This window comes from Kitasatospora sp. NPDC001119 (assembly GCF_053598475.1).
Genome location: NZ_JBSFKI010000001.1, coordinates 100,026 through 120,524, shown reverse-complemented (window position 1 = coordinate 120,524; position 20,499 = coordinate 100,026). Strand labels below are relative to the sequence as shown.

The window sequence follows — 20,499 nt, the reverse complement described above, 5'->3', positions numbered from 1 at the left end:
AGAGAGCACATGCGGGTACACCCGTACCGGCTGGCCCAAGAGCCGGTCGAGATCAAGGTCGCCGAGAACGGTGACGACCTGCGGGAGTTCCGCACCTGGTGGACCGGCCATGCGAACGCCGGAACCCTGCTGGGCTTCGACACCGAGACCACCGGTCTGGCCTGGACGGACCGAATACGGCTGGCCCAGTTCGGCGACACCCACACCGCGTACGTCATCCCGGTCGAACTCGGTGGCCCGTTCCGCGAGGCCGCCCGCGAGGCGCTGGCGAACCTGCCGAACCTGGTCGCCCACAACCTCGCGTTCGACGCGCTCAAAGTCGACACTGAGCTGGGCATCCGGCTCGAAGACCTCTACCCCCGCGCCCAGGACTCCCGCGTGGCCGCCCACCTCCTGGACAGCCGCCACGACTACGAGGGCGGAGTGGGCCTGTCGCTGAAGCCGCTGTCGGCCTGGTACGTCGACCCCGCTGCGCCCGACACGCAGAACGACCTGACGAAGGTCTTCAACAGCATGGGCTTGACGAAGGAGAACGGCTGGGCGCGGATCGCCCTTTCGCACGACGTCTACGAGCTGTACGCCGGTCTCGACGCCTTGCTCGTCGCCCGGCTGCTCCCGAAGCTGCTGGCCCGGTACAAGGCCGAGGGCCTGCGTTCGGCGCTGCTGCCGTACGAACACCGGCTCGCCCTGGTCTGCGCGAAGCTCCAGCGCACCGGGATGCTGGTCGATCCCGAGTACACGAAGGGGTTGGTCGGTCGCCTCGCGGACGAGAAGAAGTGGCACTCCGCGGTGGCGGCCCGGTTCGGGGTGGAGTCGGTGAACTCGCCCGACCAGGTGGCCGGCGCGCTGCTCGGGATGGGCGAGAAGCTGACAGAGAGGACCGACAGCGGCGCGCTGTCGGTGGCCAAGGAGGTGCTGCTGCCCTTGGCGGATCTCGACCCGGACTGGCAGCGTCTCGGGATGCGCGAACCCAACCAGTTGGCCGACTCCGTGTTGAGGGCTAAACGCGCGGGGAAGTGGTCGACCAGCTACGCCGAGGCGATGCTGAACAACCGCGACGCCTTCGACCGCATCCACCCGAAGATCAACCCCCTGGGGGCGCAGACCGGACGGGCCTCCCACTCCGACCCCGCCATGGCGCAGCTGCCCTCCCATGGGTGGGAGGTGCGTCGGTGCGTCGTCGCGGAGCCCGGGCACGTGTACTTCTCGGTGGACCAGCAGGCCGTCGAACTCCGGGTGCTGGCCGCGCTGTCCGGGGAGTCCCGGATGATTCGGGCCATCGCTTCGGGCAAGGACCTGCACGGGTTCGCGGCGGAGATGATGTACGGCGGGGGCTATGACAAGGGGCAGCGCACGCTGGCGAAGATCGCCGGGCTCGGCACCGCGTATCAGGGCGGTGCGGCGACGCTGGCCAAGCAGACCGGCCAGGACGTCCAGGTCATGCGCGACACCCTGTCCCGCTACGGCCGGGCGTTCCCCGGGATCAAGAGGTGGGCCCGCAAGCTGCAACGCCTCGCCCTCGCCGAGGGATGCACGATGACCACGCTGACCGGCCGGCGGCTGCACCTGGACCGCGACAAGCTGTACAAGTCCGTCGCCTACGCCTGCCAGTCGACCGCGCGGGACACGATGGGGCAGGCGCTGATCACGATGGACGAGCAGGGCCTGACCCCCTACCTCACGATGTGGGTGCACGACGAGGTCGTGGGCACCGCCCCGAAGCGGGAGGCCGCGGACGTCGCCCGGGCGTGCGCGGACGCCATGAAGATGACGCTTCTCGGGGTGCCGCTGGACACCGACGCCGAGGTCTACGGTCCGAGCTGGGCCGACGGCTACGGCCTGCCGAAGGAGTGGGCCTATGCGGCGTGAAGTCCGTACTCCCGAGAGCGAGTTCACCCAGTTTTGTGAGGTGTGCGACGACGAGCAACCCCTGGTCCGGTTCGGCCGGCGCAAGCGCGCGCCGAACGGCCGGGCGAACGTCTGCCGCGCCTGTGTGAAGGCCGCGAACCACAAGGCGAACCGCGACCCGCAGGTGGTCCGCAAGCGCCGGGACGCCCGGCTGCGCCGGGTCTACGGCATCACGCTGGCCGACTATGAGCGGATGGGCCGTCGCCAGCGGTGGCGGTGCGCGATCTGCGGTCAGAAGGCTGCCGTCGGGGATCGGCTGGTGGTCGACCACGACCACGACAAACCTGTGGGCGAGGCCGTGCGGAGGCTGCTGTGCCGGGGCGAGAACTCGGCTCTGGGCCACTTCGGCGACTCCTCGGCCCGCCTCGACAAGGGCGCCCGATACCTCCGCGAGCACGGGAAATGAGACCCAGCTCACATTACCATTACTTTACGTAGTGTTGCCTGGTTATTTACATGATCGGGACCCTCGACCTAGGGCAAAGGTCCCCATGGTGCCGTTGCCGACGAACTAGCCCAACCTCTACTCTCTGCACGCAAAGTTATGCATATGGGTACATCCCTCAGAGGACAGGAGTGGTGATGACGGGCCGATACGGCACCGCCCTCGTGGGCATCCGCCGCCTCCTGGCCCGCATGGCCCGCATCCGCCGCCGCTTCGCGGAAATGGCCACCGCCCGGACCCTGCGGGCGTTCTGGCGGGCGGTCGGCGTCGCCAGCGCGGACATGCTGAACCTCGGCCCACTGTCCTTCCAGGTCCCCCTGCGCCAGATCGAGCAAGTGGAGCTGCGCGCGTTAGCCTCCCTGCATACGCATCGGGCCGTGAGCCCCGAGGCGGGCAGGGCTCGCTTCAGACGGGCCCTGCACCTCCTCATCACACGTTGCATGGCGCTGTTCACGCGCCACCTCGCCCTCTCGAACCCCGCGGCCCTGCGCCGCAGTGCTCCGGGAGTCTGAATACCGGCCTGACCTGACGTCAGGCACCTCCAGGCCCCTGCCCTTCGGCTGACCCGAACCGGCAGGGGCTTCTCCATGCCCCGACGCGGCCACCAGTGCCGGCCGGGGCTTTGCCATGCCCTGGCGCGACCGCCGCGCGGCGATACCGCACGCCCATCTATATGTCCTGTACATGCCAAGGAACCTCCATGTCCACGCCCTGCATCACCCCTGCCCTGATCCGCCAGGCCCAGACCCCCAAGCCGCTGCCCGCCCTCACCGGCATGGGCAGGCTCGACCGGGGCCGGGTGGCCACCGAGGAGATCCTGAACGGACTTGAGGGCATCGCCCGGTCCGTCTCCCGCAAGCGGGCCCAGCAGATGGAAGGCGACAGCCACCAGGCCGCCCAGGACATCGCCCAGGAGATGCGGCTGAGCTTCTGGCGCGCCATCCACGCGTGGGACACCGACGCCGACAACACCGCGCAGTTCACCACCTACGCGTTCCAGCGGGCCAAGCTCGACGGCCGCGCCGCCGCCACCCGCGAGATCGCCCCCGGGGTGACACGCGACTCCGCCACGGTGTTCATGGGCGCCCTCCAGCGCAACGGAGGATGCTTCACCGCGGCTAAGGAGGAGGTGGTGACCGGGCTGGACGCCAAACGCCGGCTCTCGCCCGAGCACGCCGACATCGTCGCCGCCGCCTTCACCCGCCCCCTGCCGATCGCCGGTGTCACGGAAGGCGCGCTCGAAGCCTCCACCGCGCAGGACCCGGACCGCCTGGTCGAGTACACCGATCTCGGCACCACCCCCCGCACCGCCCGCCTGCACATGGCCGTCAAGGACGGCCGGCCCGTCGTCGCCGCCGCGACCACCGAAGGCTGGTGCACCGACCTCCAGCCCTCCCTGGCCCACAACCCCCTCGCGATCTCCCGAGACGCCGTGCGCTGCAAGGGCGTTCGCGTCACCGGCACCAAGCGCGGCAAGCACGCCACCGGAGCGATCATCGACCACGCCGCCGACGCCGAGACCTCCGCCCGCTTCACCACCGCCGCCCGCATCAAGGCCGCCGAACTGCTGGCCGGCATGTCGCCCACCGAAGTCGCCGTCGCACGTCTCGCCTTCGGCTTCGACGGCAACCCCCCGATGCTCACCGACGCCGGGAAGCTCGACGCCACCGCGATAGCCGAGGCCCTGGGCAAGACCCCCGGCACGGTCAAGGCCACCTGGTCTCGCGCCCGCAAGAAGCTCCGGGCCACCGCGTGAGCTGCACTGTTAACCACCCCGGCTCAAGCCTTCCGAACCCCACGGAAAGGCCCTCGTGATGAAGAACCCGGTCGGCACCTTCTCCCTGCGCGGCGGCGCGACCCTGCACGTCACCCCCGACGACGGCGACGGCTACCGCCTGGAGATCACCCACGACGGCCAGAGCGTCCGCTACGACGGCGGGCACTCCGCCCGCGAAGTCCAGGCGTTCCTGGCCCTGTTCACCTAGAAGACGGAGAGAGACCCCGATGACAACCGCAACCGAGACCGTACGCCCGGACGAGCAGCGCTTCCCCTGCAAGTACGACGGCCCCCGGGACTACGCCCGCACCCACGTGGACGGCGAAGGCGACGTCGGCCTACTCGTCCACTGCGGCGAGACCACCGCCTCCATCTACCTGAACCCGGAGGTCGCCGAATCGCTGGGCAACGCCCTGGTCCAGTCGGCCACGCAGTCCCGCACGATCGCCCAGGAGATCGCGCGCGTCCGCCAGGAGGAAGCCGAGGCCGCCCTGCGCCTCGGTGAGATGGAGGCCGCCCGCCAGGCCGAGGAGGCCCGCCAGGCGGGACTGCCCTACCTCGCGGCCGGCGGCTCCACCTCGCCCGCCGCCCTCCCGCAGCCGGTCCTGGCCGACATGCTCACCGCCCCTCAGTCGGCCGTCCCCGAGATACCGGCGTACCCGCCGACCTTCGCGGACGTGATGCTGCCGCAGCCCGGCACCGAAGAGCGCGAGCGCGCGTTCCTGCGCGCCTCCGAACTCCTCGGACCGGACGCCGGGGTCGCCTCCAAAATCGCCATGGCCAACTACCTCCTCAAGGGAGCGGCATGACCCTCCCCGTGATCCACGCCGTCGTCCACCAGGCTGCCCGCGCCTACGAAGCCCGCACCCCCGCAGGCGAACGCGTCATCGTCATCGAGACCGAGCACACCCTGCCCGGCCAGATCACCCGATCAGTCCTCCCCCTTCCGGAGCACGTAGCGCTCGACCTCGCCACCGACATCGAGTCCGTCGGCTGGTGACACCTACCCGACCCACGCCAAGGCCCCCGGCCGGCACTGTTCGCACAGTGCTGACCGGGGGCCTTTTCTGCGTTTCAGGACTCGCCCGCCCCGGGCTTCTCGTCCTTCTCCTTCTTTGGCGGCTTCCACCCGCGTGGCTTCGCCCACTCGATGACGATCCGCTGCGGTGTCACGCGCTGGCCGGAGTAGTCGGCTTTCCGGATGAAGACCTTGTCGATGGCCAGCCGCAAGAGCTGACCTCGGAAGGTGTCGTCAGAGGAGTCCCACAGCTCCGCGCAGCGGTCGGGGTCGGTGAGGACGGAGACGTCGCCGGTCGGCTGAGCCACCTTCTCCCATTCCTTCTGCGCCGTCTCCACATCGGACACTGATGCCCGCCGTTGCTTGACGAACGTGGTCTCGCCGTCGCGACCGGGATAGGCTCCAGCGGCGTTCAAGCGGTCGAGCCGGGCGACCGCCTCCTGGGCGACCTTGAGCTGGCCCCGAGCATCGGCCTCAGCCTTGCTCTCTGTCGGGTGAGAGAGCGCAACCCAGCGCTCACCTACAGCCAGCATGGTCGGGTCCAGCGGGTCCTCCGCTGCCAGGCGCTTCTTCCATGCGGCGAGCACGACGCGCAGCACGCCATCGCGTGTAGCGGTGCACGGTTCCTCGCAGGGAATCCCCGCGAGGTTTGCGGCGCACCGGAAGGCATTCCCGTTAGACGTTGCACGGTGCCCCGTCTTCTCGACAAAGCCACCCCCAGCGCACCAGGTGAGGCCGGCGACGGGGTTGTTCTCGGCAGGAGCCTGGTCCTCTGCCCGATCAGTGCCGAAGCCCGCTGGCCGCTCGACTCCGGCGGCTGTCCGGCGGTGCTTATCCCAGACTGCCTGCGGGATGCCGTCGAAGCCCTTGGCGAAGACCCGCACCTTCTTCCCCCTGGCGTTGAGGTAGACCACGGGCGCACCCTTGACGGTCACCACTTGCCAGCCCAGGTAGACAGGATTCCGGAGGATCTTGCCAACAGTGGTCGCCCGCCAGGGCCCGCCGCGAGGTGCGGTGAACCCGTCTGCGGTCAGCCCGGCCGCGATCTTCCGCTGCGACTTCCCTTGGGCCGCCTCGTTGTGGATGCGCTCAACGACCGGCCACCACTTGTCGCCCTTGAGCTTCCGCTTCTTTGTGACCTTGAGCCCGTACGGCACGGTGGCGAGCCACTTGCCCGCGTCGCGCTGTTCGGCCTTGGTGTCCCGTACCTTCTCGGACAGGACGCGGCTGTATTCACGGTCGCGCTCGGCGTCTTCAATGATCCGGCGACGGTCCTCGGGACGCTCGGTGTCGAGGCCGTTGATATCGAAGACCAGCCGCTTGCCGGGGCTGTCCAGGATCTTCAGCACGTCGCCCGCGCCCTTGCGGCTGTACCGCGAGGAGTCGTAGGCCCAGAGGCAGTGCGATTCACCTTCGAGCAGCGCGTGAACCGCATCATCGAAGTCCGGCCGCTTCACGCCCGGCTTGTAGGCGGACAGGTTCTCGCGGTAGATCCGGCGGATCGTGTAGCCGTTGCGCTTACCCCAGGCGCGGCCCCGGGTCTCCTGGGACTTCAGGGACAGGATGTCGCGGGCTGCCGTCCCTCGGACGATCTGCGACTTCCGCAGGAGAAGGTCCAGGTAGCGGACCTGATCGTCTGCCGTGCGCGCCATGCTCTCACTCTCCGGTCAGCGGCGCGCACCCGCACCCGGGGAGGTGGCAGTCTGGTTACGCGCTCTGGAGGGCGTAGGCGTCCAGCTTGTTGTAGAGCCCGATGCCGCGGCCCTCCTGCCGCAGGTAGAGCAGGTACCCGCCGGCCTCGCTGATCCGCTCCACCGACTCGCGCAGCTGCGGCCCGCAGTCGCAGCGGTCCGAGCCGAAGACGTCGCCGGTCAGGCACTCGGAGTGCAGTCGCACCAGGGGCGTGCCGCCCTCGGGGACCGTGCCGAGCGCGAGCGCCAGGTGCTCGGCGCCGTCGGTGAGGCCGTGGAAGGTGGAGACCTCCGCGTCGGCGCGGTAGCCGTCGGGGAAGGTCAGCGGGATGCGCACACGCGAGCGCACCGTGGCGGCGCCGGGCTGCGGCATGGGTGGGCCTCCGTGGATCGGGGGTGGGCCGGGCCGGTTCGGCGCGGACCGGGGTGGACGCGGTCGGACCCGGACGGGTCGTGGTGCGTCGGAGGTCGACCGTACTAGGTAGTTCCAATTTGAACAACTGGCGGCCGCTGGGGCCCGGCTCGACCACCGGGGCGCACAACACCCCATCAGCCCCGGCTGTTCCCACCAGGGCTTCCAGCATGTGGATGGTGCGGGACCCGCGGTGTGGACACTGCGAGACTGGCGCCGTTTCCTGGGCACGTCCCTCAGGCCCGTCGGGACACTGCGCACGCCCATCGACGACCACGGAAGGGTCCTGAAGATGTCGACGACCCCTGCCACCCCCCACACCTCCGCCCCGGGCTCCTTCGAAGCCGAGCAGCGCGCGATAGAGGCGCTCTACGCGGACGTGGTCCGCCGCAACCGGGGCGAGGACGAGTTCCACCAGGCCGTCCACGAGGTGCTGGAGACCCTGGCGCCGGTGCTCGCCCACCGCCCCGAACTCCTCGACGCCCGGATCATCGAGCGGATCTGCGAGCCCGAGCGGCAGCTCATGTTCCGGGTGCCGTGGACGGACGACTCCGGTGACATCCACGTCAACCGCGGCTTCCGGGTGGAGTTCAGCAGCGCCCTCGGCCCGTACAAGGGCGGGCTGCGCTTCCACCCCTCGGTGAACCTCGGGATCGTCAAGTTCCTCGGTTTCGAGCAGATCTTCAAGAACGCGCTCACCGGCCTGCCCATCGGCGGCGGCAAGGGCGGCTCCGACTTCGACCCCAAGGGCCGTTCGGACGCCGAGATCATGCGGTTCTGTCAGTCCTTCATGACCGAGCTGTACCGCCACCTCGGCGAGTACACGGACGTGCCGGCCGGGGACATCGGCGTCGGCGGCCGGGAGATCGGCTACCTCTTCGGCCAGTACAAGCGGATCACCAACCGGTACGAGAGCGGCGTGCTCACCGGGAAGGGCCTCGGCTGGGGCGGTGCGCAGGTCCGTACCGAGGCCACCGGCTACGGCTGCGTCATGTTCACCTCCGAGATGCTGCACAGCCGCGGCGAGAGCCTGGACGGGCGCCGGGTGGTCGTCTCCGGCTCCGGCAACGTCGCCGTCTACGCCATCGAGAAGGCGCAGCAGCTCGGCGCGACCGTGCTCACCTGCTCCGACTCCTCCGGCTACGTGGTGGACGAGAAGGGCATCGACCTCGACCTGCTCAAGGAGGTCAAGGAGGTCCGGCGCGGCCGGGTCTCCGACTACGCCCGACTGCGCGGCGGCCACGTCCGGTTCGTCGAGGGCCCGGGCGTGTGGGGCGTGCCCTGTGACGTCGCGCTGCCCTGTGCCACCCAGAACGAGCTGGTCGAGGCCGACGCGCTGGCGCTGGTGCGCAACGGGGTGCTGGCCGTCGCCGAGGGCGCGAACATGCCCACCACCCCGGAGGCGGTGCGGGTGTTCCAGGAGGCCGGGGTGGCCTTCGGTCCGGGCAAGGCGGCGAACGCGGGCGGCGTCGCGACCAGCGCCCTGGAGATGCAGCAGAACGCCTCGCGCGACTCCTGGACCTTCGAGCACACCGAGGAGCGGCTGGCCGGGATCATGAAGCACGTCCACGACTCCTGCTTCACCACCGCCGAGCGCTACGGCCACCCGGGCAACTACGTGGTCGGCGCGAACATCGCCGGCTTCGAGCTGGTCGCGGACGCGATGCTGGCCCAGGGCCTGATCTGAGCCGCTGACGGCCGTCGCCCGGCGATCGGTCAGGCACCAGGCACCAGGCACCAGGTACCAGGCACCCGGCGATCGGAGCCCGGCACCCGACCGGAGCGGGCACCGATTGTCGGGTGCGGCAGGGTGGGTCCTTCCTACGGTGAAGGTCAGCAAGGGAAGGACGGGGTTGGCGTGCTGGAGCACCTGAACCGGGCGATGGACCGGATCGAACACGACCTGGACCGCGAGGTCGACGTGGCCGAGCTGGCGCGGATCGCGATGACGTCGGAGTACCACTTCCGGCGGCTGTTCTCGATGCTCGCCGGGATGCCGCTGTCGGAGTACGTCCGGCGTCGGCGGCTGACCGTCGCCGGGGCCGAAGTCCTGGACGGCGAGCGGACGTTGCTCGACATCGCGGTCCGGTACGGGTACTCCTCGGGGGAGGCGTTCGCCCGGGCGTTCCGGGCCATGCACGGAGTCGGGCCGGGCGAGGCCCGGCGCGACGGCGCGGTGCTCGTCTCCCAGCCCCGGATGTCCTTCCGACTCATCGTGGAGGGAAGCAGCAGTATGGAATACCGGATCGTCGAGAAGCCGGACTTCCGGGTCGTCGGCAGGAAGGCCAGGGTCACCCTGATCTACCTGGGGATCAACCCGGGGATCGCCGAGTTCATCAAGGGCCTCGGCAAGGAGACGGTCGAACGGATCGCGGAGCTGTCCGGGGACGACCCGGCCGGGATCCTGTCGGTGAGCGACGACTTCTCGCCGAACCGCGAGGAGGGCTCCGAACTCGACTACTGGCACGCGGTGGTGGCGCGCGACGGGGCCGCCGTCCCGGCGGACCTGGATGTGCTCGACGTCCCGGCCGGCACCTGGGCGGTGTTCACCAACTCCGGGCCGTTCCCGCAGGCCCTGCAGGAGATGTGGGCGGACGTGGCCGGCCAGTGGTTCCCGTCCAACCCGTACGAGGCCCGGCCGGGTCCGGAGATCCTGCGGGTCAGCCCGGTTCCGGGCACGGCCGACGCCGAGGCGGAGCTGTGGATCCCGGTGGCGAGGGCCGTGCGCGGCTGACGGGCGAAGGCTGACAGCCGACAGCTAACGGATAACAGCGAACAGATAACAGATGACAGCTGACAGATTTCGAAATCTGTCAGCTGTCATCTGTCATGTGTTCGCCCGCCCGCCTCGCCGCCCGTTCGGCCCACCCCGCCCGCCAAGCTCCGCCCCGCCCCGCATGCTGGGCCTGGAGGTGCGGGGGCCGAGGCGCCGAAAACCCGGGAGTTCCCGAGCAAGCTGCGAGGACAGACGCCATGAAGCAGACCTCCGTGACCACCAACGCCCCCTGCTGGACCGAGCTGGGCACCTCCGATCCGGCCGCCGCCCGGGCCTTCTACACCGAGCTCTTCGGCTGGCAGGCGGACGACACGGCCCGCCCCGGGGAGGGCGACTACACCCAGATGCTGGTCCGGGGCGTCCCGGCCGCCGCCATCACCCCGCGCTACGCCCCGCAGCAGCCGATCGCGTGGACGGTCTGCATCGCGGTCGCCGACGCCGACGCCACCGCCGCGAGGATCAAGGAGTGCGGCGGCCTGGTCCGGAAGGACCCCGGCGACGTCTTCGACTTCGGCCGGTTCTCGGTGGCCGCCGACCCGTCCGGCGCGGTGTTCATCCTCTGGCAGGCCCGCGCCTTCCGGGGCGCCGGGGTGTTCAACGAGCCCGGTGCGCTCGGCTGGGTGGAACTGCTCACCCGCGACCCGTCCGGCGCGCTCGCCTTCTACCCGGAGGTCTTCGGCTGGTCCGTCGCCCCGTCCGAGCACTACCCCCAGTGGGGCCTGGATGGACGGGACTTCGGCGGCATGCTGACGATGGACGACCGCTTCCCGTCCGAGGCGCCGCCGCACTGGCTGCCGTACTTCGCGGCCGCCGACGTGGACGGCACCGTCGGCCGGGCGGTGGCGCTCGGCGGGGACGTGCTGACGCCCGCTACCGGCATGCCGGGCGGCCGGCGGATCGCGGTGCTGCGCGACCCCCAGGGCGCCGCGTTCGGCGTCTACACCGCCGGCACCGAGGGCTGACCGGCACGCCGCAGGGCGCGCGAGCGCCGCCACCCGGCGACGCCCGCGCCCGCCGCCCCCGCCGTGACCAGCAGCGCCCCCAGCGGCACCACGTCGCCGATCCGGTCGTACCAGGTCAGCGTCCCGGGCGCGGTGAGCGGCAGTCGGACGGTCAGCACGCCGGTGCCGTCGGTGCCGAGCCGGGCGAGCTCCCGGCCCTGGGCGTCGAAGGCGGCCGAGACCCCGGTCAGCGAGGCCTGGACGGCCGGTCGGCCGGTCTCGGCGGCCCGGATCGCGGCCAGCGAGACGTGTTGCTCGGGCGCCCAGGTGCGCTGGAAGGTCGAGGTCGAGGACTGGTAGACCAGCACCCGGGCGCCGTCCCGGGCGGCGGTGCGGGCCATGTCGGGGAAGGCCGACTCGAAGCAGATCAGCGCCCCGACCGGCAGCGGCGCGCCCGCCCGGTCGGTGGCGGGCAGGACGTGGAAGGACGTGCCGGGCGCCCGGTTCTCGCCCGCGGCCCGGCTGACCCCGGCGATCCAGCCGAGCACCGGCCGCAGCGGGATGTACTCGCCGAACGGCACCAGCCGGATCTTGCGGTAGCGGTCCACCACGCCGGCGGGGGAGACCAGCACCGCGTCCTTGGAGATCCGCCCGTCCGCCTTGCGCGCGTCCTCCCCGGCGACGACCTCGGCGCCGGTGGTCGCGGCGAGCCGGCGCAGGGTGTCCAGCGCGGCCGGGTCGCGGTCCAGGTCGGCGGTGGTGCTGCTCTCGCCCCACACGACCAGGTCCACCGGCTGTCCGACCAGTCCGGCCGTGATCCGCGCGCTCGCCTCGAAGCGGGCCTGGGGGTCCTCCACGATGCCGGGCTGGACCAGTGCCACGGTCACGGCCCCGTCCGCGGTGGGTGCCTCGCGCAGCGCGAACAGCAGCGGACCGGAGGCCAGGACCAGCACGACGGTCCCGGCCGCGACGGCCCGCGGCCGCCGGTGCACCGCGGTCAGCGCGATCAGCGCCCCGGTGTTCACCGCCGCCACCGCCGCGCTGACCAGCCAGATCCCGCCGGCCGAGGCCAGCCCGAGGACCGCCGGGTGCTGCCACTGGGTGGCGCCGAGCAGCGCCCACGGCCCGCCGAGCGCGGGCCAGGACCGCGCGTACTCGGTCGTCACCCAGACGGCCGGTACGACCAGCAGTGCGAGCAGGGCCCGACGGGCGGTCAGCCGGGGGTGCAGCAGCCGGTGCACGGTGTACCCGACGGCGCTCTGGAGCGCCCCGAACAGCACCGCGATCACCGGCAGCCCCGGCCCGACGGACGGGACCAGCCAGTACATCGCGGTCAGGATGAACCCCGCGCCGAACCACCAGCCGCGCACCGCCGCCTCCCGGCCCGACGGCGCCCGCTGCATCAGCAGCAGTCCGGGGACGAGCGCGACCCAGGCCAGCCAGGCCTGTCCGGGCGCGGGGAAGGCGAGCACCGGAACCGCTCCGGCCGCCAGCGCACCGGTTCGCGCGCGGTACCGGTGCGGCGCGTGCGGCTCCCGTTCCTTGGCGGCGGTCGTGCGCAGGGTCGGGCTGGCGGGAGCGGAGCGACGCGACATGACCCGTATTGTCCGCTTGACGGGCGTACACCACCAGTACGCCGTTCAGCCGAACGGGTGACAAGAGCCCCATGTTCGGAACCAGTGGTCCCGGCCGTACCAGTGGCCTTGCCAGAACGGGCGATCGGAGGGGTGGCCCCAAGGAGGAGCGGCCCCGAGGAGGGCTGCCCCAAGGAAGTGCGGCCCCGAGGGGGCCCGCCCCTCCGATCACCGTGCGCGGCCTACTCCTCGCCGCCCTCCAGGTCCCCCTCGGTCTCCAGGAACGCGGCCTGCAGCTGCTCGATCAGCTCCGGGTCCGGCTGCTCCCACAGCCCGCGGCTCGCCGCCTCCAGCAGCCGCTCGCTGATCCCGTGCAGCGCCCACGGGTTGGCGCCCGCGAGGAACTCCCGGTTGACCGGGTCGAGGACGTACTCCTGGGTCAGCTTCTCGTACATCCAGTCCGCGACCACGCCCGTGGTGGCGTCGTAGCCGAACAGGTAGTCCACCGTCGCGGCCATCTCGAAGGCGCCCTTGTAGCCGTGGCGGCGCATCGCCTCGATCCAGCGCGGGTTGACCACCCGGGCGCGGAAGACCCGGGCGGCCTCCTCGGTCAGGGTGCGGGTGCGGACCGTCTCCGGCCGGGTCGAGTCGCCGATGTAGGCGGTCGGCGCCTTGCCGGTGAGGGCCCGTACGGTGGCCACCATGCCGCCGTGGTACTGGAAGTAGTCGTCCGAGTCGGCGATGTCGTGCTCGCGGGTGTCGGTGTTCTTCGCGGCGACGGTGATCCGCTTGTACGCGGTCTCCATCTCCTCGCGGGCCGGGCGGCCGTCCAGCCCGCGGCCGTACGCGTAGCCGCCCCAGACCGTGTACACCTCGGCCAGGTCGGCGTCGGTGCGCCAGTCCCGGCTGTCGATCAGCTGGAGCAGGCCCGCGCCGTAGGTGCCCGGGCGGGAGCCGAAGACGCGGACGGTGGCCTTGCGCTCGTCGCCGTGCACGGCGAGGTCGGCCTGGACGTGGGCGCGCACGTAGTTCGACTCCGGGGCCTCCTCCTGGGCGGCGGCCAGGCGCACCGCGTCGTCCAGCAGGGCGACCACGTGCGGGAAGGCGTCCCGGAAGAAGCCGGAGATGCGCAGCGTGACGTCGATGCGCGGGCGGCCCAGCTCGTCCAGCGGGATCGGCTCCAGGCCGGTGACCCGGCGCGAGGCGTCGTCCCAGACCGGGCGGACGCCGAGCAGGGCGAAGGCCTCGGCGATGTCGTCGCCGGCGGTGCGCATCGCGCTGGTGCCCCAGAGCGAGAGCCCGACCGAGGGCGGGTACGCGCCGTCGTTGTCCGAGCGGTAGCGCTCGACCAGCGAGGAGGCGAGCGCCTGGCCGGTCTCCCAGGCGAGCTTGCTGGGGACGGCCTTCGGGTCGACGGAGTAGAAGTTGCGGCCGGTGGGCAGCACGTTGACCAGGCCGCGCAGCGGCGAGCCGGACGGGCCGGCCGGGACGAAGCCGCCCTGGAGCGCGTGCAGCACGGCGTCCAGCTCGTCGGTGGTGGCCGCGAGCCGCGGCACCACCTGGGCGGCGGCGAAGTCCAGCACCGCGCGGACGGCCTCCTGGACGGCCTCCGGCAGTTCGGCGGTCACCTTCTCGACCGCCTCGGGCGCCCAGTCCTCCGCCTCCATCGCCTCGACCAGGGCGCGGGCCCGGGCCTCGGCCGCGTCGGTGGCGCCCAGGGTCAGCGCCGCCTCGTCCAGGCCGAGCGCCTCGCGCAGGCCGGGCAGGGCGCTGACGCCGCCCCAGATCTGCCGGGCGCGCAGGATGGCGAGCACGATGTTGACCCGGTCGGTGCCGGTCGGCGCCTGGCCGAGGACGTGCAGACCGTCACGGATCTGGGCGTCCTTGACCTCGCAGAGCCAGCCGTCGACGTGCAGCAGGAAGTCGTCGAAGCCGTCGTCCTCGGGGCGCTCGTCCAGGCCGAGGTCGTGGTCGAGCCGGGCGGCCTGGATCAGGGTCCAGATCTGGGCGCGGATCGCCGGCAGCTTGGCCGGGTCCATCGCGGCGATGTTGGAGTGCTCGTCCAGCAGCTGCTCCAGGCGCGCGATGTCGCCGTAGGAGTCGGCGCGGGCCATCGGCGGGACGAGGTGGTCGACGAGCGTGGCGTGGGCGCGGCGCTTGGCCTGGGTGCCCTCGCCCGGGTCGTTGACCAGGAAGGGGTAGACCAGCGGCAGGTCGCCGAGGACGGCGTCCGGGCCGCACTCCGCGGACAGCGCGGCGGTCTTGCCCGGCAGCCACTCCAGGTTGCCGTGCTTGCCGAGGTGGATCACCGCGTGGGCGCCGAAGCCGCCGTCCTCCTGGGCGGCCTGGATCCAGCGGTAGGCGGCCAGGTAGTGGTGGCTCGGCGGCAGGTCGGGGTCGTGGTAGATGGCGACCGGGTTCTCGCCGAAGCCGCGCGGCGGCTGGATCAGCACGAGCAGGTTCCCGGAGCGGATCGCGGCCAGCACGATGTCGCCGTCCGGGTTCTGCGAGCGGTCGACGTACAGCTCGCCGGGGGCCGGGCCCCAGTGCTCCTCGACCTGCTCGCGCAGGCCCTGCGGGAGGGTGGCGTACCAGCGGCGGTAGTCGGCGGCGGGGATGCGGACCGGGTTGCGGGCCAGCTGCTCCTCGGTGAGCCAGTCCTGGTCGTAGCCGCCGGCCGCGATCAGGGCGTGGATCAGCGGGTCGCCCTCGTGGCCGCCCTCGCCGTCGTCGAACGCGGGGAGGTCGTCCCCGAGGTCCATGCCCTCCGCGCGCAGCCGCTCCAGCAGCCGCACCGCGCTGGCCGGGGTGTCCAGGCCGACGGCGTTGCCGACCCGGGCGTGCTTGGTCGGGTACGCGGACAGCACCAGGGCGAGGCGGCGCTCGGCGGCCGGGACGTGCCGCAGCCGGGCGTGCTTGACGGCGGTGCCGGCGACGCGGGCGGCGCGCTCCGGGTCGGCGGCGTAGACGGTCAGGCCGTCCTCGTCCAGCTCCTTGAAGGAGAACGGGACGGTGATCAGGCGGCCGTCGAACTCCGGGACGGCGATCTGGGTGGCGGTGTCCAGCGGGGACAGGCCGTCGTCGCTGGCCTCCCACTGGGCGCGCGACCAGGTGAGGCAGAGCGCCTGGAGGATCGGGCGGTCGAGCGCGGCCAGCGCGCCCGCGTCCCAGGCCTCCTCGTCCCCGCCGGCCTGGGCGTCGGCCGGGCGGGTGCCGCCGGCGGCGAGCACGGTGGTGACGATCGCGTCCGCCTCGCCGAGCGCGGCCAGCAGCTCGGGCTCGGCGCCGCGCAGCGAGGCGCAGTAGTAGGCCCTGGCCCGGGCGCCCTGGTCCTCGACGGCCCGGCAGAGCGTCTCCACGAAGGCGGTGTTGCCGCTCATGTGGTGGGCGCGGTAGTAGAGCACCGCCACCGTCGGACCCTCGGACGTACGGGCCTCGCGCTCCAGCGGGCCCCAGGCCGGGGCGGAGGCGGGCGGGGCGAAGCCGTGGCCGGTCAGCAGCACGGTGTCGGAGAGGAAGGCACCCAGCTCGGCCAGGTTGGCGGCGCCGCCGTGGGCCAGGTAGGCGTGCGCCTCGGCGGCGATGCCGGCCGGGACGGTGGACAGCTCCATCAGCTGGGCGTCGGGGGCCTGCTCGCCCGTCAGCACCACCACCGGGCGGGGGCCGGCCAGCAGCGCGTCCAGGCCCTCCTGCCAGGCGCGGCGCCCGCCGAGCAGGCGGACCACGACGAGCTCGGTGCCCTCCAGCAGCGCGGGCAGGTCCTCGGGGGTGAGCCGGGCCGGGTTGCCGAGGCGGTAGCGCACCGGCCCCTCGGAGGCGCGGGCGCTGAGCAGGTCGGTGTCGGACGTCGACAGCAGCAGGATCATGTGAAGGCCCTCCCGGCCTCGTCGGTGGCCGGGGTGGCCGGGATCTGGGCCGGGGCGGCCGCTGGGGTGGCACGGACGGCCGCGCGGTCGACCGGGGTGGTCGCGGCGCGGGCCGGGGCGGTCGCACGGTCGACCGGGGTGGTCGTGGCGGCGGCCGGAACGGGCATGACGGCGGTCGGGACAGCCGCGGTGGCGGTCGGGACGGCCGTGGTGGCGGCCGGGGACGCGGGCGCGGGCATGCGACAGCGCTGGAACATTTCTGCCTTCCTCGGGGTCCGCGCCCCGGGCCGGTGGAGGACGGCAGGAGTTCCTGGCTCCCGCGGCCGACCGGTCTACCGGTGAACCGCGGTCACAGTGGCGGGACCGCACCGGGTTCGCACCGGTTTCCTCCCCTGCGCCGTCGCTGGCGTGCGGACGGTCCGTGAGGGACCGCCCGCCAGCATCGTACGGGGTGCGGCTGACCTGGGGGAGGGTGAGCTTTCGGACGTCCGGCCGACGGGGCTCGGATGTCCGGCGGACGGGGGCTCGGGGTGTCCGGCAGGTGCGGCGGGGGCGGGGCCGGGGTGTGATGCAGCGGACGGAGGCAAGCGATCGGATCATCTGTATGCTCGCCGCCATGCCACCGACACCCGACGCCACCGCGCCGGGCGCCGCAGGACCCGACCGGGAGGTGCCCGACCGGGGGCGTGCGGACGCCTGTCCCGGAGCGCTTCGTCTGCATACGGCCGACGATGGCGCCCTCGCCCGGATCCGCCTGCCCGGCGGCCTGCTGACGGACCGTCAGGCTCTCGCGCTGGCCGAGGCCGCCGAGGCCCTCGGCGACGGCGAGCTGGAGACCACCTCGCGCGGCAACGTCCAGCTGCGCGGCCTGGCCCCGCACTGCGCGGCCGAGCTCGCCGACCGGCTGCGCGCCGTCGGGCTGCTGCCCTCGGACACCCACGAGCGGGTCCGCAACATCGTCGCCTCGCCGACGGCCGGACTGGACACCACTGCCGAGGGAGCCGTCGGCAACGCCGATGTGCAGTCCTGGGTACGGGAGTTGGACGCGCGGCTGTGCGCCGCCGACTGGGCGGCCGGGCTGTCCGGCAAGTTCCTGTTCGCACTGGACGACGGGCGGGGCGACGTCGCCGCGCTCGACGCCGATGTGACATTGGTCGCAGGCCCGGACGGCACGCGGCTGCTGCGCCTCGGACGCGACGGACGCGGACACCCGGTCGAGGCCGGGCGGGAGGTCACGGCCGTGCTGGACGCGGCCCGCTCCTTCCTGGCGGCGCTGCGGACGCATGGGCGCAAGGCCTGGCACCTGCGCGAGGTCCCCGAACTGCTGCCGGCCGGCACGGTGCCGCTGCCCGCCTTCGCCGGCAGCGCGCCCGCCGTCGGCGCGCTGCGCGGCGGGCTCTCGGTGGGGCTGCGGTTCGGCCGGGCGAGCGCCGGGCAGTGGCGGACGCTGGTCGCCGCCTCGGCCGGTGAGCTGCGGCTGACCCCCTGGCGCGGGGCGGTGCTGCCCGGCGCCCCGGCCGACCGGCTGCCAGGGCTCGCCGCGGCCGGCTTCCGCACCGAGCCCGGCTCGGCCTGGGAGCGGGCCACCGCCTGCACCGGGCTGCCGGGCTGCGCCAAGTCGCTGGCCGACGTCCGTACGGACGCGGCTCGGGCGCTGGACGCCGGTGCCGCGGTGAGGACCGGTGCCGGCCCCGATGGTCTGCTGCCCGTCCACTGGTCGGGCTGTGAACGGCGCTGCGGCCATCCGGCCGGGCGGTGGGTGGACGTGCTCGCCACGGGGCGCGGCTACCGGGTGACGGTGAACGGGGCGAACGCCGACGTGCCGGGGCCCGATGCGGCGAAGGCCCATGAGATGAACGCCGTTGTGACGAACGCCGTTGTGACGAACGAGGAGATGGCCGAGGCGGTCGCCGAGGCCAGGAGGACCACGAAGTGATCGAGTACGAGAAGGACGGCGCGTCCATCTACCGCCAGTCCTTTGCCACCATCCGCGCGGAGGCCGATCTGGCCGCCCTCCCGGCGTACGTCTCCCAGGTCGCGGTGCGGATGATCCACGCCTGCGGGATGGTCGACCTGGTCGAGGACCTGGTGTACTCGCCCGGTGTGGTCGCCTCCGCGCGCGCCGCGCTGCACGCGGGTGCGCCCATCCTCTGCGACGTCAACATGGTCGCGAGCGGCGTCACCCGTCGGCGGCTGCCGGCCGACAACGAGGTGATCTGCACCCTCACCGACCCCTCGGTGCCCGAACTCGCCCGCACGATGGGCAACACCCGCAGCGCCGCGGCCATGGAGCTGTGGCTGCCCCGGCTGGAGGGCGCGGTGGTCGCCGTCGGCAACGCCCCGACCTCGCTGTTCCGGCTGCTGGAGATGATCGAGGCGGGCGCACCGCGACCGGCCGCGGTGATCGGCGTCCCGGTCGGCTTCATCGGCGCCGCCGAGTCCAAGCAGGCCCTGGCCGAGCACCCGTCCGGCCTGGAGCACCTGGTGGTGCGCGGTCGGCGCGGCGGCAGCGCGATGGCCGCCGCCGCCATCAACGCGATTGCGAGCGAAGAAGAGTGACGGACCCTCAGATCACCACGGGTCGGCTGTACGGCGTCGGGCTCGGCCCGGGCGACCCGTCGCTGGTGACCGTCCGCGCCGCCGAACTCATCGGCAAGGCCGACGTGGTGGCCTACCACAGCGCCCGGCACGGCCGGTCCATCGCACGGTCGATCGCCGAACGGTATCTGACGGACGGTCAGATCGAGGAGAAGCTGGTCTACCCGCTCACCGTCGAGACCACCGACCATCCGGGCGGCTACCGCGGCGCGTTGGACGACTTCTACGAGGAGGCCGCCGCCCGGCTGGCCGCCCACCTGGACGCCGGGCGCGACGTGGTCGTCCTCGCCGAGGGCGACCCGCTCTTCTACGGCTCCTACCAGCACATGCACAAGCGGCTCGCGCACCGCTACCCGACCGAGGTGGTGCCGGGCGTGACCTCGCTCAGCGCGGCCGCGGCCCGGCTCGGGCAGCCGCTGACCGAGGCCGAGGAGACGCTCACCGTCATCCCCGGCACGCTGCCCGAGGAGGAGCTGACGGCGCGGATCGCGGCCGCCGACTCGGCCGTGATCATGAAGCTGGGGCGCACCTTCCCGACCGTCCGCCGGGCCCTGGAGCGGGCCGGGCGGCTGGCGGACGCGCAGTACGTGGAGCGGGCCTTCATGGCGGGGGAGCGGATCGCGCCGCTCGCCGAGGTCGACGGCGACACGGTGCCGTACTTCTCGGTCGCGGTGCTGCCGAGCAAGGTCGCGCCGCTGGAGCCGGAGGTCCGGCTGTCGGACGGCGTCGGCAGCGTGACCGTGGTCGGCACCGGGCCGGCCGGGCCGCTCTGGCTGACCGCCGAGGCGCGCGGCGCGCTCTCCGAGGCCACCGACCTGGTCGGCTACACCACCTACCTGGACCGGGTGCCGGAGCGGCCGGGGCAGCGGCGGCACGGCTCGGACAACAAGGTGGAGTCGGAGCGCGCCGAGTTCGCCCTGGAGCTCGCCCGGCGCGGGCACCGCGTCGCGGTGGTGTCCTCGGGTGACCCGGGGGTGTTCGCGATGGCCACCGCCGTGCTGGAGGTCGCCTGCGAGGAGGCCTACCGGGACGTCCCGGTGCGGGTGCTCCCCGGGATGACCGCCGCCCACGCGGCCGCCTCCCGGGCCGGCGCCCCGCTCGGGCACGACTACGCGACGGTGTCGCTCTCGGACCGGCTCAAGCCGTGGGACGTGGTGGCGAAGCGGCTGCGGGCCGCGGCCGAGGCGGACCTGGTGCTCGCCCTGTACAACCCGGGCTCGAAGTCCCGGACCACCCAGGTCGGGCTCGCCCGGGACCTGCTGCTGGAGTACCGGGCGCCGGAGACCCCGGTGGTGATGGCCCGCGACGTCGGCGGCCCGACCGAGCGGGTGCGGATCGTCCGACTGGGCGAGCTGGACCCGGCGCTGGTCGACATGCGGACCATCCTGCTGATCGGCTCCTCGCAGACCCGGGCGGTCGAGCGGGGCGGCGGCGTGGAGGTCGTCTGGACGCCGCGGCGGTACCCGGAGGAGTGACAGGTGACAGATGACAGC

17 protein-coding genes, 1 pseudogene and 1 riboswitch are annotated in these 20,499 nt (G+C 72.7%); of the genes and pseudogenes, 13 read left to right on the top strand and 5 right to left on the bottom strand.

What is annotated here, in order from left to right; translation table 11 throughout:
• Nucleotides 1-9: 9 nt before the first annotated feature.
• From ACWDD9_RS00525 to ACWDD9_RS00495, 7 genes are all read left to right on the top strand, one after another.
• Nucleotides 10-1,869 carry a DNA polymerase gene (locus tag ACWDD9_RS00525; protein WP_449810398.1) on the top strand — a complete coding sequence of 620 codons (1,860 nt, stop codon included), beginning with the start codon at nt 10-12 and terminating at the stop codon, nt 1,867-1,869.
• Complete coding sequence (locus ACWDD9_RS00520) at nt 1,859-2,314, top strand: endonuclease domain-containing protein (RefSeq protein ID WP_449810397.1); 456 nt, start codon at nt 1,859-1,861, stop codon at nt 2,312-2,314. The genes ACWDD9_RS00525 and ACWDD9_RS00520 overlap by 11 nt, the downstream gene beginning before the upstream one ends.
• A 176-nt stretch (nt 2,315-2,490) precedes the next feature.
• On the top strand, nt 2,491-2,865 hold the full coding sequence (locus tag ACWDD9_RS00515) for a hypothetical protein (RefSeq protein WP_449810396.1): 375 nt from the start codon (nt 2,491-2,493) through the stop codon (nt 2,863-2,865).
• Between the two features lie 188 nt (nt 2,866-3,053).
• Nucleotides 3,054-4,109, top strand: a complete 1,056-nt coding sequence (locus ACWDD9_RS00510) for a hypothetical protein (RefSeq protein ID WP_449810395.1) — start codon at nt 3,054-3,056, stop codon at nt 4,107-4,109.
• Between the two features lie 55 nt (nt 4,110-4,164).
• Complete coding sequence (locus tag ACWDD9_RS00505) at nt 4,165-4,338, top strand: hypothetical protein (protein ID WP_449810394.1); 174 nt, start codon at nt 4,165-4,167, stop codon at nt 4,336-4,338.
• A gap of 19 nt (nt 4,339-4,357) precedes the next feature.
• Nucleotides 4,358-4,939 (top strand): hypothetical protein, encoded by a 582-nt coding sequence (locus ACWDD9_RS00500; RefSeq protein ID WP_449810393.1) that lies wholly within the window; start codon nt 4,358-4,360, stop codon nt 4,937-4,939.
• Nucleotides 4,936-5,130 carry a hypothetical protein gene (locus ACWDD9_RS00495; protein ID WP_387969613.1) on the top strand — a complete coding sequence of 65 codons (195 nt, stop codon included), beginning with the start codon at nt 4,936-4,938 and terminating at the stop codon, nt 5,128-5,130. Before ACWDD9_RS00500 ends, ACWDD9_RS00495 begins: the two co-directional genes overlap by 4 nt.
• A gap of 74 nt (nt 5,131-5,204) precedes the next feature.
• On the opposite strand, the gene ACWDD9_RS00490 is transcribed toward ACWDD9_RS00495, so the two are convergent.
• A complete protein-coding gene (locus ACWDD9_RS00490; RefSeq protein WP_387969616.1) occupies nt 5,205-6,800 on the bottom strand; it encodes a recombinase family protein in 1,596 nt (531 codons plus the stop codon).
• 64 nt (nt 6,801-6,864) lie between these two features.
• Nucleotides 6,865-7,212: pseudogene (locus tag ACWDD9_RS00485) on the bottom strand (GTP cyclohydrolase); the annotation flags it as partial.
• 331 nt (nt 7,213-7,543) lie between these two features.
• Between ACWDD9_RS00485 and gdhA the strand changes: the two are divergent.
• From gdhA to ACWDD9_RS00470, 3 genes are all read left to right on the top strand, one after another.
• On the top strand, nt 7,544-8,938 hold the full coding sequence (gene gdhA / locus ACWDD9_RS00480; RefSeq protein WP_049659022.1) for an NADP-specific glutamate dehydrogenase: 1,395 nt from the start codon (nt 7,544-7,546) through the stop codon (nt 8,936-8,938).
• A 171-nt stretch (nt 8,939-9,109) separates the two neighbouring features.
• Nucleotides 9,110-9,985, top strand: a complete 876-nt coding sequence (locus ACWDD9_RS00475) for an AraC family transcriptional regulator (protein WP_449810392.1) — start codon at nt 9,110-9,112, stop codon at nt 9,983-9,985.
• A gap of 239 nt (nt 9,986-10,224) precedes the next feature.
• Nucleotides 10,225-10,989, top strand: coding sequence for a VOC family protein (locus ACWDD9_RS00470; RefSeq protein WP_449810391.1), 765 nt, complete (start codon nt 10,225-10,227; stop codon nt 10,987-10,989).
• Here ACWDD9_RS00470 and lnt read toward each other — a convergent pair.
• The 3 genes from lnt to ACWDD9_RS00455 form a co-directional block, all read right to left on the bottom strand.
• Complete coding sequence (gene lnt, locus ACWDD9_RS00465; RefSeq protein WP_449810390.1) at nt 10,965-12,563, bottom strand: apolipoprotein N-acyltransferase; 1,599 nt, start codon at nt 12,561-12,563, stop codon at nt 10,965-10,967. The genes ACWDD9_RS00470 and lnt overlap by 25 nt on opposite strands.
• A gap of 221 nt (nt 12,564-12,784) precedes the next feature.
• Nucleotides 12,785-16,408 (bottom strand): cobaltochelatase subunit CobN, encoded by a 3,624-nt coding sequence (gene cobN, locus ACWDD9_RS00460; RefSeq protein ID WP_049657984.1) that lies wholly within the window; start codon nt 16,406-16,408, stop codon nt 12,785-12,787.
• Nucleotides 16,405-16,665 carry a hypothetical protein gene (locus tag ACWDD9_RS00455; RefSeq protein WP_147409322.1) on the bottom strand — a complete coding sequence of 87 codons (261 nt, stop codon included), beginning with the start codon at nt 16,663-16,665 and terminating at the stop codon, nt 16,405-16,407. The genes cobN and ACWDD9_RS00455 overlap by 4 nt, the downstream gene beginning before the upstream one ends.
• Nucleotides 16,666-16,712: 47 nt before the next feature.
• Nucleotides 16,713-16,798, bottom strand: a riboswitch (cobalamin riboswitch).
• Nucleotides 16,799-17,024: 226 nt separating this feature from the next.
• On the opposite strand from ACWDD9_RS00455, the gene ACWDD9_RS00450 reads away from it, so the two are divergent.
• The 3 genes from ACWDD9_RS00450 to ACWDD9_RS00440 are packed head-to-tail and all read left to right on the top strand — an operon-like array spanning nt 17,025 to nt 20,481.
• The gene (locus ACWDD9_RS00450; protein ID WP_449810389.1) at nt 17,025-18,344 is read left to right on the top strand and encodes a hypothetical protein; all 1,320 of its coding nucleotides are present in this window, start codon (nt 17,025-17,027) and stop codon (nt 18,342-18,344) included.
• Nucleotides 18,341-18,967: a precorrin-8X methylmutase gene (locus ACWDD9_RS00445; RefSeq protein ID WP_449810388.1), complete on the top strand. Its 627-nt coding sequence runs from the start codon at nt 18,341-18,343 to the stop codon at nt 18,965-18,967. Before ACWDD9_RS00450 ends, ACWDD9_RS00445 begins: the two co-directional genes overlap by 4 nt.
• Nucleotides 18,964-20,481, top strand: coding sequence for a precorrin-2 C(20)-methyltransferase (locus ACWDD9_RS00440; protein ID WP_449810387.1), 1,518 nt, complete (start codon nt 18,964-18,966; stop codon nt 20,479-20,481). The genes ACWDD9_RS00445 and ACWDD9_RS00440 overlap by 4 nt, the downstream gene beginning before the upstream one ends.
• The last annotated feature ends 18 nt before the right edge of the window (nt 20,482-20,499 follow it).

What these genes read in the sequence shown, in the direction of transcription:
- ACWDD9_RS00525 (WP_449810398.1), top strand. Translation starts at nt 10, where the DNA reads ATGCGGGTACACCCGTACCGGCTGGCCCAAGAGCCGGTCGAGATCAAG.
- ACWDD9_RS00520 (WP_449810397.1), top strand. Translation starts at nt 1,859, where the DNA reads ATGCGGCGTGAAGTCCGTACTCCCGAGAGCGAGTTCACCCAGTTTTGT.
- ACWDD9_RS00515 (WP_449810396.1), top strand. Translation starts at nt 2,491, where the DNA reads ATGACGGGCCGATACGGCACCGCCCTCGTGGGCATCCGCCGCCTCCTG.
- ACWDD9_RS00510 (WP_449810395.1), top strand. Translation starts at nt 3,054, where the DNA reads ATGTCCACGCCCTGCATCACCCCTGCCCTGATCCGCCAGGCCCAGACC.
- ACWDD9_RS00500 (WP_449810393.1), top strand. Translation starts at nt 4,358, where the DNA reads ATGACAACCGCAACCGAGACCGTACGCCCGGACGAGCAGCGCTTCCCC.
- ACWDD9_RS00495 (WP_387969613.1), top strand. Translation starts at nt 4,936, where the DNA reads ATGACCCTCCCCGTGATCCACGCCGTCGTCCACCAGGCTGCCCGCGCC.
- ACWDD9_RS00490 (WP_387969616.1), bottom strand. Translation starts at nt 6,800, where the DNA reads ATGGCGCGCACGGCAGACGATCAGGTCCGCTACCTGGACCTTCTCCTG.
- gdhA (WP_049659022.1), top strand. Translation starts at nt 7,544, where the DNA reads ATGTCGACGACCCCTGCCACCCCCCACACCTCCGCCCCGGGCTCCTTC.
- ACWDD9_RS00470 (WP_449810391.1), top strand. Translation starts at nt 10,225, where the DNA reads ATGAAGCAGACCTCCGTGACCACCAACGCCCCCTGCTGGACCGAGCTG.
- lnt (WP_449810390.1), bottom strand. Translation starts at nt 12,563, where the DNA reads ATGTCGCGTCGCTCCGCTCCCGCCAGCCCGACCCTGCGCACGACCGCC.
- cobN (WP_049657984.1), bottom strand. Translation starts at nt 16,408, where the DNA reads ATGATCCTGCTGCTGTCGACGTCCGACACCGACCTGCTCAGCGCCCGC.
- ACWDD9_RS00455 (WP_147409322.1), bottom strand. Translation starts at nt 16,665, where the DNA reads ATGTTCCAGCGCTGTCGCATGCCCGCGCCCGCGTCCCCGGCCGCCACC.
- ACWDD9_RS00450 (WP_449810389.1), top strand. Translation starts at nt 17,025, where the DNA reads ATGCCACCGACACCCGACGCCACCGCGCCGGGCGCCGCAGGACCCGAC.